The 16,584-nt window shown below is 55.9% G+C and carries 17 protein-coding genes; 5 read left to right on the top strand and 12 right to left on the bottom strand.

The genetic code is table 11. The features are described from left to right. Positions 1-42 precede the first annotated feature (42 nt). Genes SELIN_RS01905 through SELIN_RS01890 form a run of 4 tightly spaced genes read left to right on the top strand, consistent with a single transcriptional unit; the run spans position 43 to position 3,601 of the window. The gene (locus SELIN_RS01905; protein ID WP_013505022.1) at positions 43-984 is read left to right on the top strand and encodes a substrate-binding domain-containing protein; all 942 of its coding nucleotides are present in this window, start codon (positions 43-45) and stop codon (positions 982-984) included. Further along, a complete protein-coding gene (locus SELIN_RS01900) occupies positions 974-2,470 on the top strand; it encodes a HAMP domain-containing sensor histidine kinase (RefSeq protein ID WP_013505021.1) in 1,497 nt (498 codons plus the stop codon). Before SELIN_RS01905 ends, SELIN_RS01900 begins: the two co-directional genes overlap by 11 nt. After that, on the top strand, positions 2,448-3,122 hold the full coding sequence (locus tag SELIN_RS01895) for a response regulator transcription factor (protein ID WP_013505020.1): 675 nt from the start codon (positions 2,448-2,450) through the stop codon (positions 3,120-3,122). Before SELIN_RS01900 ends, SELIN_RS01895 begins: the two co-directional genes overlap by 23 nt. Continuing rightward, positions 3,119-3,601 carry a rhodanese-like domain-containing protein gene (locus tag SELIN_RS01890; RefSeq protein WP_013505019.1) on the top strand — a complete coding sequence of 161 codons (483 nt, stop codon included), beginning with the start codon at positions 3,119-3,121 and terminating at the stop codon, positions 3,599-3,601. The genes SELIN_RS01895 and SELIN_RS01890 overlap by 4 nt, the downstream gene beginning before the upstream one ends. A 61-nt stretch (positions 3,602-3,662) precedes the next feature. On the opposite strand, the gene SELIN_RS01885 is transcribed toward SELIN_RS01890, so the two are convergent. The 5 genes from SELIN_RS01885 to SELIN_RS13665 are packed head-to-tail and all read right to left on the bottom strand — an operon-like array spanning position 3,663 to position 7,198. After that, positions 3,663-3,896: a thioredoxin family protein gene (locus tag SELIN_RS01885; RefSeq protein WP_013505018.1), complete on the bottom strand. Its 234-nt coding sequence runs from the start codon at positions 3,894-3,896 to the stop codon at positions 3,663-3,665. A gap of 16 nt (positions 3,897-3,912) precedes the next feature. Next, complete coding sequence (locus SELIN_RS01880; RefSeq protein WP_013505017.1) at positions 3,913-5,226, bottom strand: permease; 1,314 nt, start codon at positions 5,224-5,226, stop codon at positions 3,913-3,915. A 12-nt stretch (positions 5,227-5,238) separates the two neighbouring features. Further along, positions 5,239-5,676: an arsenate reductase ArsC gene (locus SELIN_RS01875; RefSeq protein ID WP_013505016.1), complete on the bottom strand. Its 438-nt coding sequence runs from the start codon at positions 5,674-5,676 to the stop codon at positions 5,239-5,241. Further along, the gene (gene arsB / locus SELIN_RS01870) at positions 5,673-6,779 is read right to left on the bottom strand and encodes an ACR3 family arsenite efflux transporter (RefSeq protein ID WP_013505015.1); all 1,107 of its coding nucleotides are present in this window, start codon (positions 6,777-6,779) and stop codon (positions 5,673-5,675) included. The genes SELIN_RS01875 and arsB overlap by 4 nt, the downstream gene beginning before the upstream one ends. Next, a complete protein-coding gene (locus SELIN_RS13665) occupies positions 6,776-7,198 on the bottom strand; it encodes an ArsR/SmtB family transcription factor (protein WP_013505014.1) in 423 nt (140 codons plus the stop codon). Before SELIN_RS13665 ends, arsB begins: the two co-directional genes overlap by 4 nt. Positions 7,199-7,346: 148 nt before the next feature. Between SELIN_RS13665 and SELIN_RS01860 the strand changes: the two genes are divergently transcribed. Continuing rightward, positions 7,347-8,072 carry a pirin family protein gene (locus tag SELIN_RS01860; RefSeq protein ID WP_013505013.1) on the top strand — a complete coding sequence of 242 codons (726 nt, stop codon included), beginning with the start codon at positions 7,347-7,349 and terminating at the stop codon, positions 8,070-8,072. 135 nt (positions 8,073-8,207) lie between these two features. Here SELIN_RS01860 and SELIN_RS01855 read toward each other — a convergent pair whose 3' ends face one another. The 7 genes from SELIN_RS01855 to serA all read right to left on the bottom strand — a co-directional run bounded on the left by SELIN_RS01855 (position 8,208) and on the right by serA (position 16,510). Continuing rightward, complete coding sequence (locus tag SELIN_RS01855; RefSeq protein WP_198007106.1) at positions 8,208-9,248, bottom strand: nucleoside recognition domain-containing protein; 1,041 nt, start codon at positions 9,246-9,248, stop codon at positions 8,208-8,210. Positions 9,249-9,437: 189 nt separating this feature from the next. Further along, positions 9,438-10,709 (bottom strand): type II toxin-antitoxin system HipA family toxin, encoded by a 1,272-nt coding sequence (locus tag SELIN_RS01850; RefSeq protein ID WP_013505011.1) that lies wholly within the window; start codon positions 10,707-10,709, stop codon positions 9,438-9,440. After that, on the bottom strand, positions 10,706-11,020 hold the full coding sequence (locus tag SELIN_RS01845) for a helix-turn-helix transcriptional regulator (protein ID WP_013505010.1): 315 nt from the start codon (positions 11,018-11,020) through the stop codon (positions 10,706-10,708). The genes SELIN_RS01850 and SELIN_RS01845 overlap by 4 nt, the downstream gene beginning before the upstream one ends. 209 nt (positions 11,021-11,229) lie before the next feature. Further along, complete coding sequence (locus SELIN_RS01840) at positions 11,230-12,810, bottom strand: peptide chain release factor 3 (protein WP_013505009.1); 1,581 nt, start codon at positions 12,808-12,810, stop codon at positions 11,230-11,232. Between the two features lie 135 nt (positions 12,811-12,945). Further along, the gene (locus SELIN_RS01835) at positions 12,946-13,920 is read right to left on the bottom strand and encodes a chemotaxis protein CheV (RefSeq protein WP_013505008.1); all 975 of its coding nucleotides are present in this window, start codon (positions 13,918-13,920) and stop codon (positions 12,946-12,948) included. A 14-nt stretch (positions 13,921-13,934) separates the two neighbouring features. Further along, positions 13,935-14,873, bottom strand: a complete 939-nt coding sequence (locus SELIN_RS01830; RefSeq protein ID WP_013505007.1) for a bifunctional riboflavin kinase/FAD synthetase — start codon at positions 14,871-14,873, stop codon at positions 13,935-13,937. A gap of 2 nt (positions 14,874-14,875) precedes the next feature. Continuing rightward, entirely contained in the window at positions 14,876-16,510 is a 1,635-nt protein-coding gene (serA, locus tag SELIN_RS01825; RefSeq protein WP_013505006.1) for a phosphoglycerate dehydrogenase, read from the bottom strand. Between the last annotated feature and the right edge of the window lie 74 nt (positions 16,511-16,584).

Raw genomic sequence — 16,584 nt, 5'->3', positions numbered from 1 at the left:
TGCCACCTTTGCACCCATAACGAAAAAAATCAGGTGTACACCATGAACAATAAAGTCATTATTCTGCTGTGGTCTGTTTCCCTGCTGCTCTTGATCAGCCTCACCCTCTACAACAGCCTTGATTTCAACGACACGGAAATCATCGCGATCGACAGCAGCAGGGTCATAGATTCCGATCCCATAACCACCCAGCCAGAAGTCTTCCGCGTGGCAGTGTCCTCCATGATCTCTCCCCTGGAAACGCTGCGGGGCTACGGCCCCTTGCTGGATCACCTGGAAGAGAAGCTCGGCCGTAAAATCAAACTGGTGCAGCGACGCACCTACCAGGAAGTCAATGATCTGATTGAAGCGGGAAAAGTCGATATCGGCTTTATCTGCACCCTGGCCTATGTCAAGGCCTCTGAGCTTGGCGCCCGCCTGGTGGCGGCCCCCCAGGTAAACGGCCATGCGTCCTATCAGGCCTATGTCATCACCCGCAAGGACAGCGAAATTCACTCCCTGGAACAGCTCAAGGGCAAGCGCTTTGCCTTTACCGATCCTATCTCCTTTTCCGGTCACCTGGCACTGCGGGGCGAGCTGCTGAAGATCAATGAAACACCGGAAAACTACTTTTCCAGCACGTTCTTTACCTACAGCCATGATAACTCCCTGCGCGCCGTGCATGACGGCATCGTCGATGGAGCCACCATGGACAGCCTGGTGTTTTATTCCACTGCCCTTATCTATCCTGAACTGACAGAAAATCTGCAGGTCGTTCATGTTTCGCCCATGGTAGGCAGCCCGCCGGTGGTGGCGCGCCCGGGACTGAGTGATGAAGAGTTCGAGCTGATCCGCCGCATATTCCTCTATATGCACAACGAACCAACCGGACGTGACGCCCTGGATATCCTGTACATTGATCGCTTTGTCATGGGGGACGACACTCATTACAACTACATTCGCCAGCTCAGACGCGAACTGGAGCTCACCGCTCATGCTGACTAAAACCTGGGATATTTTCACCTGGATCGCCGACCGCCTGAACATGGAAGCCAAGGTTCTGTGCATCACCGTGGGGTTTATCCTCTTCCTCGGTGCTGGAGTTACCTTCGAGATGCGCACCATCGTCAGCAACCTGATGCAGGATGAACTGGAAAAGCAGGGTATGTCCATTGCCAGCGACCTCTCCGCCCGCAGCGCTGATCTGCTGCTGACCAGTAACATCTTCGCCCTCCATCAGCTGCTGCGCAATACGCTCCAGAACAACTCCAACGTGGAGTACGCCTTTGTCCTCGACAACCAGGGCCAGGTCATTGCCCACACCTTCAGGGACGGCTTCCCCATAGACCTGCTGGGTATTCATGACGATGCCGTACGACGCAAGGAATTACCCGGCAAGGCCCTGGTCCGCATTGAGGACCAGATTATCCACGATTTTTCCAGCCGCATCAGCACCGGCAATATCGGCACCGCCCGGGTTGGCCTGCACGAGCGCAATATCCAGGCTTCCATCCGCAAGGTCGTCATCACCATAACCCAGACCACCCTGCTGATGTCGGTTGTGGGTATTTTCGCTGCCAGTATTCTCACAAGCCTGCTCCACCAGCCCATCAACCTGCTGGTGGAGGCAACAAGGCGCATGTCTCGCGGCAATTACCGGCAGAGGGTCGAGGTGCAGACGAAAGATCAGATTGGCACTCTGGCCCAGGCGTTTAACGAGCTGGGCGTTACCCTGCACAATAAGGAGCAGGAAAATGATACCCTTTGGGCTGAGTTGAAGAAGAAAGAAGAGGTGCTGCGCACGCTCCTGAAAACGGTAATTACCGCCCAGGAAACAGAGCGCAAGCGCATCAGCCGTGAGCTCCATGACGAAACCGGTCAGGTGCTCAGTTCGCTGATGCTGCATCTGCAATCCATGAAGGATCGACCCATCACGGGGGAGATGCAGGAGGAGATGGAGAATATCCGCTCGCTGATTGCCCGCACCATTCATGAAGTGAAGCGTATCTCCCGTCAACTGCGCCCGAGCATACTGGATGATATGGGGCTCTTTTCCGCCCTGAATCACCTGTGTGAAGAATATCAATCCAATGGCTCTTTCGATGTGGATATGGTCGTGTATGGACAGAACACCGGAAAGCGGCTGCTGGCAGAATTGGAAATTGCTCTCTACCGCATTGTTCAGGAGTCCCTGACCAACATTTCCAAACACGCCCAGGCCCGCAATGTCAGTATCATCTTCACCCTGACACCCGATCAACTGTATCTTGTCATAGAAGACGATGGAAAAGGCTTCGATGTGGAGCAGCACTTCAGCAGCGATGCCTACAAGGAGCACCTGGGCCTGCACGGCATGCAGGAGCGCGTCGAAATTATCGGTGGCATCCTGCAGATAGAGTCAAGCCGGGAAGCCGGAACCACCATATACGTGAATGTCCCATTGCAGTTTGCCACTGAGGAGAAACCTGATGATAAAAATACTGATCGTTGATGACCATATTGTCCTGCGCAGCGGGCTTGCCATGCTGCTGGGCGCCCAGGATGACATGGAGATCGTCGCTGAAGCCGCTACCGCTGCCGAAGCCATGGAAATTCTCAAGAGCAGCAAACCCGATGTCATCATTCTGGACATCAACCTGCCCGACAAAAACGGCATGGAGCTGGCCGAAGACATCCTGCGCAAACACGGCCTGGTGAAAATCCTCTTCCTCACCATGCACGATGAGCCTGAATACGTAGGGCGCGTGCTGCATATTGGTGCCGCCGGCTATATCCTGAAAAATGCGGCGGACACTGAGCTCATCAATGCCATCCGGGCCGTCAAGCGGGGCGAGTTTGTCCTGCAGCGAGGGCTGATGGAAAATATCGCCCGCCAGAAAAGCCGGAAGCTCTCGGGCCACACGATTGAGGCAGCACCGCCCAAAGCGTCCCTCAGTAAGCGCGAGACAGAGGTACTCCAGCTCATCGCCCTGGGTTACACCCAGCAGGAGGTGGCTGATCAGCTTGGAATCAGCATCAAGACCATCGAGACCCACAAAGCCAATATCATGGAGTCTCTGGGAACCAAAAAACGGTCAGAACTGGTACGGTACGCCCTGGCACACGGGCTGATTACCGGACACCAGCATAAGGAGCTCTCATGACCCGCCCTCTTCTTTCTGCACTGCTTGCCCTGACCCTGTTCCCGCTCTTCGCCTGCAGTGAGCAGCTTCCTGACAACAACAACCTGGGAAAATATCTTGAAACCTTTGATTACCATGAGCGTCGAGCCATGAAGATCGATTCCTTCGAGAGCCTCCTTCTCCTTGAGGAAGGCCGTGCGCAGCTCCTTGACATAAGGTTTCACGAGGAGCACGCCATGTACTCCATTTCCTTCGCCAAGCATATTCCCCTCAATGAGCTCCCCCAGAGGCTCGACGAGCTGGACCGCGACAAACTTGTCATCACCATGTGTCCCATTTACGACCGGGCAGCCATAGCCAGGCTTTACCTGGTCCTCAACGGCTTTGAGGCGCGTTACCTGACCGATGGGATGCTGGGCATGATGAAGACGCTCCGAGGAGATACCGCCAGGGAGTATTATGAAGTATTGCGCCTGAACCGAGAGCCCCAGCCTGAGTGAAGGTGCGTCTGTGTCACTTGCGAACGCCGATGCCCAGGCAACAAGGCATCGGCTTTTCGTGTCACACCAGCAGCTTCTTGATATCCGCCGGACTCAACAGTTTTCCCGTCGATTTCAGCTCACCATCAATAGCAACGCCGGGGGTCATCATGACGCCCATCTTGACGATTTCATTGATGTCAGTGATCTTTTCCAGCTCATAATCGGCACCACTTTCCTCAATGGCCTTCTGGGCGTTCGCGGTGAGTTGTCGGCATTTGGCGCAGCCGGTACCGAGAATCTGCAGTTTTTTCATCCTAGCCTCCCGAAAGTCAGAATATATACCCATACATCATGCCACTGAGTGTGGCCATAAGCACCACCAGCACCACGAACACCATGGTCTTGTAGGTTCCCAGAATACTTCTGATAACCAGCATATTGGGCAGGGATAATGCTGGGCCGGCCAGCAGCAAGGCCAGAGCTGGCCCCTTGTGCATGCCACTGCCCATCAGCCCTTGTAAGATGGGGATTTCCGTCAAGGTGGCAAAGTACATGAAAGCCCCAGCCACGGCTGCCAGAAAATTTGCCTGGAAGGAGTTATCGCCCACCACGCTGGTTATCCAGTGGGAGGGGATCAGAGCTTCCTGCCCGGGGCGCCCCAGCAGAGCTCCGGCAATGAGGATGCCGAAAAAGAGCAGGGGCATGATCTGTTTGGTAAAATCCCAGGCAGTCTGTATCCAGGTGCCCATCTCCCCTTCCTGGCGGCTGAGAAACCACGAAAGAGCAACCACCACCACGGTAAAGGGTACCAGGGGCACCTGGGGAAAAAGGGCAAAGGCGAAGGCTCCCAGGAGGGCAATCATGGCCAGGTACTGCCAGCGAAAACCAAACCAGCGAACCATGACGATGCCGAGCAATATGGCCAGTGCCGTGGTGATGAGCCACTTCAACGAGAAAATAAGGGCTGTCATGCCCGTGCCCGAAGCGGGCTCTGTCCAGTTGGCGAAGATCAGTATGCCCACCATGGCGCCAAAGAAGAGGGCGCTCTGCCCCAGGGGGCGACTTGCTTCGGCTTCAGGTAACTGGGCCTGAATGGCCTTTTTTTTCTGCTCTTCCCTGTGGAAAATAACATGCATACACAAGCCGATAAGAACACTGAATCCGATGGCGCCCACGGCGCGGGCCACACCCATCTCAAAACCCAATACCCGGGCGGTGAGCACAATGGCCATAACATTTATGGCCGGACTGGCATAGAGAAAGGCCGTGGCAGGCCCCAGCCCGGCTCCCATGCGATAGATACCTGCAAAAAGGGGCAGTACCGTACAGGAGCATACTGCCAGCAGGGTTCCCGCAACCGAGGCCACTGAGTAGGAGAGCCACTTGCTGGCCTGGGCACCAAAGAATTTGAGAATGGCCCCCTGATTGAGAAAAGCCGCCAGGGCTCCCGCAATAAAAAACGCCGGGATCAGACAGAGAATAACGTGTTCCTGGGCATACCAGCGAAGCAGATACAGGGACTCCCAGAGAGCATTTTCCAGACGCTGTCCCTGCTGCATCCACTCCAGGGGGAGTGTGACGATGACCAGAAAACTGGCCACGATCAGCAACAGGGGTTTCCACTCCTCTTTCCAGGACACCATATTGATTCCCTTTCATATTTCGGGGCACTTCACCGAATGCTCCTTCTTGAACTCGCCTGCCTCTATCCGTCGTGCCAGCTCCCGCACCTTGGCTTCGATGGTGCGGGCCGTCTGCACAAACACTTCATCACTCTGCCCCGTCGGATCATCCAGCCCCCAGTCCTCCCGGTGTTTGCAGGGCAGCATGGGGCAGTCCACATTACAGCCCATGGTGATGACAATATCCAGCTCAGGGATATCGCCGAGCAGCTTAGAGCGCTGGGTTCTGGCCATATCCACGCCATAGAGTTCACGGATAATACGCACGGCATCGGCATTGATTGCCGGTTTCACATGGGTTCCGGCGGAATAGGATTCAAAGACATCGGCTGCCAGCAGCGTACCCAGGGCCTCCGCCATCTGGGAGCGGCAGGAGTTGTGCACACAGATAAAGCCAACACGGGTTTTCATGGCGTTTCTCCGAAGAATTTACGTTTGAAATAAAGGCTCACGTGCACCAGACCGATCAGCACCGGTACCTCCACCAGTGGCCCGATGACCGTGGCAAAGGCGATGGGTGAGCCGATACCGAAAACGGCGATGGCTACGGCGATGGCCAGTTCAAAGTTGTTACCGGAGGCGGTGAAGGCCAGGGAAGTGGTGCGGGGATAGTCGGCCCCCAGCTTCATGGCCATAAAGAAGCTGATGAGAAACATGAAGGCGAAGTACAGCATCAGGGGAAGGGCAATCCACATTACGTCCAGGGGACGCTGCAGGATCTGCTGCCCCTGGGTGCTGAACATGACCACGATGGTGAAGAGCAGGGCCACCAGGGTGATGGGGGAAATGGTGGGGATAAATTTCTTCTCGTACCACTCTTCTCCTTTGGCTGGCACCAGCAGTATCCGGCTGAGGATACCGGCGGCAAAGGGAATACCCAGGTAGATCATGACGCTGACAAAGATATCCCCGATGCTCACATCCACCACCATGCCCTCCAGACCGAACAGGGGTGGCAGCACGGTGACGAAAATCCAGGCGTAGAGGCTGAAGGTGACGATCTGGAAGAGGCTGTTAATGGCCACCAGCCCGGCGGCGTATTCGCTGCTGCCACGGGCCAGCTGGTTCCACACCAGCACCATGGCGATGCAGCGGGCAATGCCCACCAGAATCAGCCCCACCATGTAATATCCCCAGCGCGGGTCGGGGCCCAGCACGGCCGGAGCGAGAAATCCAAAGAAACCCACCGCCAGCGCAAACATCAGCAGCGGCCCCGCCACCCAGTTCTGGAAGAATGACAGCCCCAGGACGCGATAGTCGGCAAAGACCTTGGGCATAAGGCCATACTTCACCTTGGCCAGAGGCGGATACATCATCAGGATCAAGCCGACCGCAATCAGCAGGTTGGTGTGTTCCCACACCGTCAGAGCTTCATTAAAAGCGGCAATACCAGCGGGAAAGAGGGAGCCAAGACCCACTCCCACCGCCATGGCCAGAAAAATCCACAGGGTCAGATAGCGATCGAGAAAGGTCATGCGGTGGCTGACGCGGGGTTGCGCCGGACAGTTCTTCATTGGTGAGTTCCTTGTGTTGCGTGAGGTGCTTTGGTTGAGGGTTCAGGCTGTTCGCAGCACTTGCGGCGCGCCTCCTGGGCACGGAACAGCTCAGCGCGATCGCACTGCACAATCCTGCGCAGCTTCTGCCGGTCAGCCTCAATCAGCGGAGAATCATGAGTGCTCCCCTGGAGCCAGTGGTGAAGGAGCGAAGGAAAAGACTCTGATATGGCATAATACATCCAACGCCCGTCGCGCCGACTGCGCACCAGATTGGCCTCCTGCAGAATAGCCATGTGCCGGGAAACAGTGGCGGCGGCCAGGTCCAGCATTTCAATCAGCTGGCAGGCACACAGCTCATCATGGGAGCACAACGCCAGGATAACGCGCATGCGACTGGCGTCGGAAAGCGCTTTGAGGGTGTCCAGGGTTTGTTCCACAGGGGCTCCTTGATATTTCGCTATTTGACGAAACGTATACGCCCATCACCGGGAACTGTCAAGGAAAGAGACAGAGGCTATTTCAACATATTCCTGATTACTGCTATAGTGTCTCCAGACAGCTGAAATTTCACAGGAGGCACACATCATGGCACCTATCACGATCCACCGCGCCGAAACACGGGGCACTGCCGACCATGGCTGGCTCCTGAGCAGGCATACCTTCAGCTTTGCCGACTACCACGATCCTGAGCGCATGGGCTTTGGCCTGCTGCGTGTGATCAACGATGATATCGTGGCTCCGGGCAAGGGTTTTGACACCCACCCCCACCGTAATATGGAAATCATTTCCATCCCGCTGCAAGGGGCCCTCCGCCACGCCGACAGCATGGGCCACAATACGGTAATACCAGCCGGAGAGATTCAGCTGATGTCAGCGGGCAGCGGCGTTTCCCACTCCGAGTACAACGCCTCTGACCACGAGAGCGTCGCTTTCCTGCAAATCTGGGTCTATCCGGCCACCAAGAATACAGAGCCACGCTACTTCCAGAAGGCCTTTGACCCCGCCCGCCGCCATAACCGCTTTCAACTGCTGGTTTCACCCGATGGCCGCGAAGAATCCCTGGTGATCAACCAGCAGGCCTGGTTCTCCATGATCGACCTGCAGGCCAACACATCGGCAATCTACCATCTGCACGGGAAACATTCCGGACTGTACCTGTTTGTGCTGGAGGGAAATGTCAAAGCCCACGGCGAAGCTCTGACGAAGCGTGATGGAATGGGTATCAGCGCCGAATCCACGGTGATGCTGCAGGCATCCAGCGCCACCAGGATTCTGTGTATGGAAGTTCCCATGGAGGCTCTGGAAGCCTAGCAGCTCGAAATAGCGCACAGCAGCAGGCAATTGAAAAATGCTCAGGCGCAAGGCGCTGGCGGAGCGAAGAAAGCGCCCGCCGCCGTGCTTCACGACGGCGGGCAACGCCGCAGATGAGGGTTTTTCTGCAGCCTCTCAGCGCTGTGGCTCCTGTACCCCGCCATCCTCCCGCCTGGCGGGATGAAAGGCAAAACGGTAGAAGGTGTGATCGGGAACCCGGCTGAGCAGGCGCATGATCAGGTAGACCGCCACCAGAGAAAAGAGCAGCCTTCCCCAGAAAAGCCCGGAAAAATGACCACCAATAAGCATCATCAGCAGGGTGTCCTCAATCAGGCTGTGGGTCAGACCCATGAGGGTCAGGGAAGCAAAGATATCCCGGTGGGGAATATTCCCTGACTGGGCTTCACGGATGATCAACCCCCCGCCGTAGGCCAGCCCCAGCATCATACCCACCAGGGTGATGTTGGTGGCCTCCGGCCCGATACCCATTCGCCCCAATAGTGGGCGCAGCGCCCATTTCAGGAATTCATTGACCCCAAGACGCTCCAGGATTTTCAGCACCAGCAGCAACGCAAAGATAATCACGAAGATGATCAGCAGCTTCTGCACTTCTCCCAGCGCCCACTGCACCAGGGTGGGATTCTCATAGGGCGGACGCCACAGCAGCACCGCCTCCTGCTGCAGCCAGTCTCCCAGTCGGTAGGTGTGGTACAGGACGGCCCCAAGCACAAATGCCCCCACCATGCGCACGCCAAAAGCCACTCCCACCCGCATGCCAGCCTTGCGTGCCACCGCCAGCTCGATGGGGAAGTTATGGGCCACCAGCATCATGGTGGCAATCACCGTCACCTGGGCTACCGTCAGCTGCTCCGACGCGAAAATAGCCGCAAAGGCCACCATGCCACCGTAGATATTGGTGAATATGGCCGTAGCCAGCACAATGCCCATGCTGCCCGGCAATCCGGCCAACGACATCAGGGGAGCCAGCACCGAGCCGATCACGGCAATCAGACCCAGCTCCTCCAGGATCTTGATGATGATCACAATGGGAATCAGAATACGAAAGAGCACCATACTGATGCGAATGGTGTCCTTGAAGATATTCGCTATGCCTCTGGCAAGCAGGGAAAAGGCAACGGGATAGTGGTGAGTCATTCTGGCACCGATTTCCTTCACGGTATTTTGGACTCCCCTTATACTCCAGTCAGTGGAAAAAACAAGAGCCACGGTATTGGCTCCTCCTCGGAAGTACCTCAATACAAGCGGGCAAATAAAAGCCTCCAGGTGCAAGGCGCCCACAGAGCGAGAATTGCAACGTACTCCCCGTACGTTGCACTGACAAGCAACACCACAGATGGAGAATTTTCAGCTGCCTGCTTCTATGCAAAAATCTGGCTGGAGCCTTTTCCAATGGGCAATGAGCTGAGCTTTGTGCTCCTGATTCATGGGTAAATCGCTGAGCGCATCGGGCCAGAGTGATCGCGCCTTTTCCATGGTATCTTCCAGATGAAGCCTGATGGCTTTCCATGGAATATCCGCTTTTCCGGCCCATGCTTCGAAGTGGGTAGAATCAACATCATACCACTGCCTGGTCTTACCCAGATTCAAGGCAAACTGGCTTTCGTCGGGAATGTAGACGCTGGTGGTCACCATGTCGTAAGCAGGGGAGAGTTCAGGAGTGACCGTATCGGCGTACAGCAGGCTCCAGTTTTTCAGGTGCGCATCGCCATTGGCCAGCAGAATATTCACCAGCAGCCTGCGGGCAAACTGCTGCACATTCCCAAGCCCATCGCCCGTGTACTGATAGAGCACCTTGCCGATCTGCTCATAGTTGGCAGAGCCATACTTTTCATGGGGATACTTCACCAGAACCTGGGCAAAGTCCTCCATGTGGATGCGCTGCCCGTCATGACGATCGAAGCGGCGAATGGCGAAGGCAAAGCGTTCAGCGGGCAGGTTGATCTGGGGCAGGGTATCCAGTTTTTCAAGGGGCACCAGGGCGATATCGGGAATATTCACCCCAGCGTGCTTCGCCAGGGTCATGGCGCTGTACTCATTCAGAGGGACGTCACGGTGACGCGTGGAGGGTGTTTTGAGAATCCAGTCACCCAGGCATCCGCTGTGGGCAAGCCGGTAGCGGCCATCCTTTTCCTGCATGGAAAACTTCATCTGCACACCGGCGAGGGAGAAGTGCCCCTGCCTCAGCGGTGACGCCAGGGAAATGGGAGCCGCGTTCTGGTAACTGTCAAGGACATGGGCGGGAATCTGATCCGGCTCCAGGGCAGTAGCCACCAGGGCACCGGGAAGGTCCTGCCCCAGGTGAGCAAAAAGCTCAAATTCGTTATCCACATGAATTTTCAGCGCCTGAGCCAAAAGCTCACGCAGTGCCCCTTCCGGCAGCAAATTGGACAGTATGGGATGAAGCCGCTGGTTGCGCACCCAGGGCTCACCGATCAGTTTATCAGCACCAGGAAAATCCCTATGGATGGTCAAGCTGAGGGTAGGGCGATGAGGGTTCTTGCGAAATCCTTCATCGAATACCAGCGCGTTGCGCCCTCCCTGGGAACCAACGAGATGCCCAACCAGAGTGTCATGCAGCATCAACTGAAGAACGCGCACCTGCTCAGCCGCTTTCATTCTTCATCCTCCAGCAGGCCCTTCCAGGGATTTTCTCCACCGGACACCTCTGCCTGGGCGGATGGAGAATCTCCAGGCTCTGCGCCACCTTCAAGAAGGGCCTTCACAGCTGAGAGCTTTTCCTGTGGGATCAGCATCAGCTCAAGCTTCAGCCCCTTGGCGAGCAGCTCAAGATTATCGAGACGCGGATTCCCCTTTGACTCCAGCCGCTGGTATTGCTGGCGGGACATGCCGACACGCAGCATCATCTGTGCCTGCGTCAGCCCCAGCTCCTTGCGTCGCTGTCTGAGTTGTTCAAGTATTTTGCTCATACCGTGCACCCTGCAATATATAAGTTGCCTATGGCCTCATAAAGAAGCTTATATATTGCTTTTACTGATAAAGCAACTCATAAGCTGCTATAAATTTTGGGCACGATTATGGAACAAGGGGAAATCTGAACGAAATTCCCGCAATGATGCCTTTGCACTCTCTGGAGAATACTCGTTCCTGCCAGCTTCTGAAAACCCTGGTATTGCCCTCAGCCATGCTCCCGGGTCTTCAGGAAGTGTATGTCGGGCCACTGTTCCATGACGTAGTCCAGGTTCCACTTGTTGGGGGCCAGGTAGGTGAGGTGATCTTCGGCGTCGTGGAAGAGATTGGCGCGCAGCTTTTTCTCAAACTCGGCCAGCTGCTTCTTTTCGCCGTCGATCCAGCGGGCGGTGAAGTACTGGGCGGGCTGGTAGATGGCATCCACGTTGTATTCGTTTTTCAGGCGGGCCATGGTGACGTCGAACTGCAGAACGCCCACGGCTCCCAGGATAATTTCATTCCCCATAAGGGGGCGGAAAACCTGCACGGCCCCTTCTTCCGAAAGCTGCAGCAGGCCTTTTTGCAGCTGCTTGGAGCGCAGGGGGTCGCGCAGCACGACTTTCTGGAAGATTTCGGGGGCGAAGTTGGGGATGCCGGTGAACTGCAGGAGTTCCTTGGCGGTAAAGGTATCGCCGATCTTGATGGTGCCATGGTTGTGCAGGCCGATGATATCACCGGGGAAGGCTTCTTCGACGCCGGTGCGATCCTGGGCCATGAAGATGGTGGCGTTGGAGATGGTCACATCCTTGCCAATGCGGTGGTGGCGCACTTTCATGCCACGGGTGAAGGTGCCGGAACAGATGCGCAGAAAGGCGATGCGGTCGCGGTGGGCCGGGTCCATGTTGGCCTGGATCTTGAACACAAAGCCGGAGAAGTCCTCTTCGGCGGGTTCAACCATGCGCTGCACGGTCTCGCGAGGTCCGGGGGCCGGGGCCATTTCCACGAAGGCGTCCAGCAGTTCGCGCACGCCGAAGTTATTGATGGCGCTGCCGAAGAAGACGGGGGTCTGGCTGCCCTTGAGGAACTCCTCCCGTTCCAGGGGTGAAGAGGCTTCCAGCAGTTCCAGCTCAGCGCGCAGCTCATCGGCCTGGCTGCCCAGAATTTCATCCAGGCGAGGGTCATTCAGGTCATTGATCAGGATGCCCTTTTCGTCACCGCGCATGGCCTTGCCTGCGGTAAAGAGCTGAATCTGGCGTCGATAGCGGTCGTAGACGCCGCGAAAGCGTTTGCCCATGCCAATGGGCCAGGTCATGGGAACGCACTCCACCTGCAGCTTGTTTTCTATGTCAGCCATGATATCCAGCGGGTCCATGCCTTCGCGGTCCAACTTATTGATAAAGGTGATGATGGGCGTGTTGCGCATGCGGCACACTTCCATGAGCTTTTCGGTCTGGGCCTCCACGCCTTTGGCGCTGTCGATGACCATCATGGCGCTGTCCACGGCGGTCAGCACGCGGTAGGTGTCTTCGGAGAAGTCCTTGTGGCCGGGGGTGTCCAGCAGGTTGACGTCGAAGTCGCGGTAGTGGAACTTCATAACCGATGAAGTCACGGAAATGCCGCGCTCCTTTTCTATGGCCATCCAGTCGCTGGTGGCGTGGCGGTCGGATTTGCGGGATTTGACGGTTCCAGCCATCTGAATGGCACCGCCGAAGAGCAGGAGTTTTTCGGTGAGGGTGGTTTTCCCGGCGTCGGGATGGGAGATGATGCCAAAGGTACGGCGCTTTTGGATTTCAGTGGAAAGGCGTGACACGGTTACTCCTTGGCAGGTTGCCTGATGAAAAGTATTTCCAAAACGGTTATGGTGCAATGCAGTACGCCTGCACCCACTGGCTGCTGCCAGAAAAGTACAGGCGCGAGGTTGAGGTATCAACAATTAAAACGGCTCTCAGCCTTCCTTGCCATAGGAGTCCCACTGGCTGGGCAGTTCGTTGGGATCGACGCCCAGGGCGTCATCTATGGTTTCAATAATGGTGAACATGTCTTTCTTGGCGAGGATTTTCGGCTGACCGGCGCGCTGGCTTTCATCCTGCTGCTCCTGCAGGGTGACCAGATTGGTGAGTGAAGTGGCAATCAGCCCGGGAATATCCTCGATATCGCGATCATGGCGCACGGTGGCCAGGAGTTCGCCGCCATCCATCTGAGGCATTTCCAGGTCCGTAAAGATAAAGTCAACCCGGGTACCGCCCCGCAGCATGTCAAGGGCTTCCACCCCATTGGCGGCAGTGACGACCTGATAACCGATGGTCGTGAACACCCGCTGAGCATAGTTGCGGGAGAAAACGGAGTCATCCACGACCATGATCGTGTGCTCTTCACGCTTGGCAAAGTACATGGGTTCAAAGCGGGAGATATCATATTTGATTTCACTCTGGGAGAGTTCCGCAAAGATGGTTTCAAAGTCCAGCATCATGATCAGGCGGCCTTCGGTGCTGATAATACCGGCAATAAACTCCGACTGGTTGCGGTCGATCTTGTCGGGAACCTTGACATTATCCCAGCTGAGATGGTGGATTTTCTTGATGCTGTGAACCACAAAGCCGTTGAGATTATCGCCAAGGTCCGTCACGATAACCACGTCACCGGGCTTTTCGCTTTCCAGGCCCAGCCAGCCAGGCAGGTCAACCAGGGGAATCAGGTCTTCACGCAGGTGGAAGACACCCAGCACGTTGGTTCCGGATTCAATGATTTTCGTCACCCGTGGACGCTTGATAATCTCCTTGACGCGAATGACGTTTATGGCAAAGGACTTCTCAACCAGGACGCCCTTTTCCTGACTTTGAATAATAAATTCAAGTACTTCCAGGGGGCGCTTGGGAATATGGTCACCACGGTAGTTTTCAGTTCGCTTGGCGTCCGGCATGGGGCGTCCTCCAGTCATGGGTGTTTGTGGGAGTCAATGCGCTGTCGTGTGTGTTCAATATCCTTGTGGATCTGAGCGATCAGGTCCTGTGCGGAGGCAAACTTCACCTCTCCCCGAATGCGTTCCAGGAAAAGCAACTCCAGGGGAAATCCGTACAGGTTTCGTGAAAAATCAAGGATATGGGTTTCCACGGAAACAACTCGACGCTCCACAAAAGTAGGATTATACCCGATATTGGTCAACGCCACAAATGACTTGTTGCCGACCCTGGCCACAGTGGCATAGACCCCAGTGGGGGGCAGAATCTCCTGAATATAGGCGAGATTTGCCGTGGGAAACCCGATCTTCTTGCCGCGCATGTCCCCCTCAACCACGGTGCCCGAGAGGCAATAGGGACGCCCCAGGTACCTGGCCACGGCAGACATGTCGCCATCCTGCACCAGTTGCCGGATCAGCGAAGAGCTGACAATGGTCCCATCCACGCTCACCGGTTCCACTATTTCCACATCAAGCAGCCCCTGTTGCCGCAAATGCCGGAAAAAATGGTGATCACCGGCGCGGTTTCTGCCAAAGGCATAGTCGTAACCGACCACCAGCTTGCGGATACCCAGCTTCTCCAGCAGCACCTGTTCCACAAAGCGCTGCGGTTCAAGGGCAGCAAAATCCATGTCAAAGGGGTGCAGGATCAGGCCGTTCACGCCCAGGGAGCGGATAACCTGGATCTTCTCCTCACGGGAAATAAGGAGTTTGAGGTCACGTCGGCCAAGGACTTTCAGCGGGTGGGGGTCGAAACTCAGACACAGCGCAGGGCTGCCGGTCTCATCGGCACTGGCCAGCAGCCGCTCAAAAACACGACGGTGCCCGAGGTGCACTCCGTCAAAATTCCCGATGGTGAGCACCGGGCACTGATAACGCCCCGGCGGTACCTGATCAATGCTTGTGTAAACTTCCATGATCAGCGGCTGCGTATTACCCAGGCATTCATGATTCCCGGAACACGGTTCAGACGAGTAAGCAGTTCTGCGGATACGGCCACTCCGGTATTCACAACACCAAGCGCTGTCTCTCCACGGGGGTGGCGGTTCAGGGCAAAGTGGGAAATATTGATACCGGCCTCACCCAGCAGCGTTGCCACCTCTCCAATCAAACCATTGCGATCCTGATTTTTGAAGATCAGCATGGGCGCTTCGGGGTTGAAGTCCACATCGTATTCGTCAAGGCGGATAACCCGTGCCATGGCGTTTTCAAATACGGTACCCACAATGGAACGGGTGGAGTTCTCTGTCTTGACGATGATTTCCACGCTGGAAAGATAGTCGCGACTCTGGGAGATCTTCTTCTCTTCTATGGCGACACCGCGCTCCCGCATGATATAGGGTGCGGAAATATAACTGACGCCCTCCTGCATCTTCGGCTCCAGAATTCCCTTGAGGGCTGCGACAGAAAAGGGCATCAGGTTCAGTGGCACGTCAAAGGAGCGGGGGCCGAACTCACGATCAAAGAGGCTGCCGCGATACACAATGGAGCACTCCTCAATGGCTTCGCCGATCATGCTGCCGAGTACCTTGCCCATTTTTTCCGCCAGCTCGAAGTAGACGCGGAAGTCATCGGCCAGCTTGGTGAGTACCGAGGGAATATTCACCGCGCCTTCATAATCTCTGTCCTTCAGCACGTTGATCACCTGCTGAGCCACCATGACCGCCACGTTGATCTGGCTGGCATCGGTATTCGCTCCCAGGTGGGGGGTGACGATCACATTATCAAGTCCCAACAGAATATTATCCGTGGCGGGTTCCTTATCAAATACATCCACAGCCGCAGCACGCAGTTTGCCGGACTTCAGGGCATCGTGGAGATCCTTTTCATTGATCAATCCGCCCCGGGCCACATTGACCACAATAGCGCCATCGGGCAGAAGCTCCAGCTCACGCTTGCCGATCATGCCAAGCGTCTCGGGCGTTCGGGGAGTATGCAGGGTGATAACATCCACCGTCCGCAGCAGTTCATCAAGACTGCCCAACAGCTTCACACCCAGCGCCTCAGCCTTGTCCTTGAGGATATAGGGATCATAGGCGTAAACATCCATCTCAAAGCCACGGGCGCGGCGCGCAACCTGGCTGCCAATGCGACCAAGACCGATAACTCCAAGCTTTCGCTTGTAGAGCTCAAATCCCATGAAGCTTTTACGATCCCATTTGCCTCCAACCAGGGTGTTATGGGCCTTGGGAATCATGCGGCACGCTGCCAGCAGCATGGCCATGGTGTGTTCCGTGGCCGCCAGAGTGTTTCCGGTTGGCGTATTCAGTACCACAATACCCTTCTTGGAAGCGGCTTCCACATCAACATTATCCAGCCCAACCCCGGCTCGACCCACTACGCGCAAGCGTCCCGATGTATGGTCAAGCAGCTCCTGGTCCACGGTGGTCATGCTGCGCGTCACCAGACCATCGTAATTGGCGATAATGGCGTAAAGCTCCTCGCGGGTCAGCTTGGTCTTCACGTCAACATGGATGCCCGGCTCCTGTTCCAGCAGCTCGATACCCTTTTCAGATATATCATCAGATACCAGTACGTTGAATTGCTGTTCCAATGTGGTACTCCTGAGTAATAGTGACGTTCGCAGAGAACGAAAAAAGGCATTGCACCCGTAAAAAGTACAATGCC

The organism is Desulfurispirillum indicum S5, from assembly GCF_000177635.2.
Taxonomy (GTDB): domain Bacteria; phylum Chrysiogenota; class Chrysiogenetes; order Chrysiogenales; family Chrysiogenaceae; genus Desulfurispirillum; species Desulfurispirillum indicum.
This window is presented reverse-complemented; position numbering and strand designations above follow the sequence as displayed.

Coding starts and splice junctions, on each gene's coding strand:
- SELIN_RS01900 (WP_013505021.1), top strand. CDS start 974: ATGCTGACTAAAACCTGGGATATTTTCACCTGGATCGCCGACCGCCTG.
- arsB (WP_013505015.1), bottom strand. CDS start 6,779: ATGAAGAACTGTCCGGCGCAACCCCGCGTCAGCCACCGCATGACCTTT.
- SELIN_RS01850 (WP_013505011.1), bottom strand. CDS start 10,709: ATGAAAGCGGCTGAGCAGGTGCGCGTTCTTCAGTTGATGCTGCATGAC.
- SELIN_RS01905 (WP_013505022.1), top strand. CDS start 43: ATGAACAATAAAGTCATTATTCTGCTGTGGTCTGTTTCCCTGCTGCTC.
- SELIN_RS01830 (WP_013505007.1), bottom strand. CDS start 14,873: ATGGAAGTTTACACAAGCATTGATCAGGTACCGCCGGGGCGTTATCAG.
- SELIN_RS01875 (WP_013505016.1), bottom strand. CDS start 5,676: ATGAAAACCCGTGTTGGCTTTATCTGTGTGCACAACTCCTGCCGCTCC.
- SELIN_RS01885 (WP_013505018.1), bottom strand. CDS start 3,896: ATGAAAAAACTGCAGATTCTCGGTACCGGCTGCGCCAAATGCCGACAA.
- SELIN_RS01880 (WP_013505017.1), bottom strand. CDS start 5,226: ATGGTGTCCTGGAAAGAGGAGTGGAAACCCCTGTTGCTGATCGTGGCC.
- SELIN_RS01895 (WP_013505020.1), top strand. CDS start 2,448: ATGATAAAAATACTGATCGTTGATGACCATATTGTCCTGCGCAGCGGG.
- SELIN_RS01860 (WP_013505013.1), top strand. CDS start 7,347: ATGGCACCTATCACGATCCACCGCGCCGAAACACGGGGCACTGCCGAC.
- SELIN_RS01890 (WP_013505019.1), top strand. CDS start 3,119: ATGACCCGCCCTCTTCTTTCTGCACTGCTTGCCCTGACCCTGTTCCCG.
- SELIN_RS01845 (WP_013505010.1), bottom strand. CDS start 11,020: ATGAGCAAAATACTTGAACAACTCAGACAGCGACGCAAGGAGCTGGGG.
- SELIN_RS01835 (WP_013505008.1), bottom strand. CDS start 13,920: ATGCCGGACGCCAAGCGAACTGAAAACTACCGTGGTGACCATATTCCC.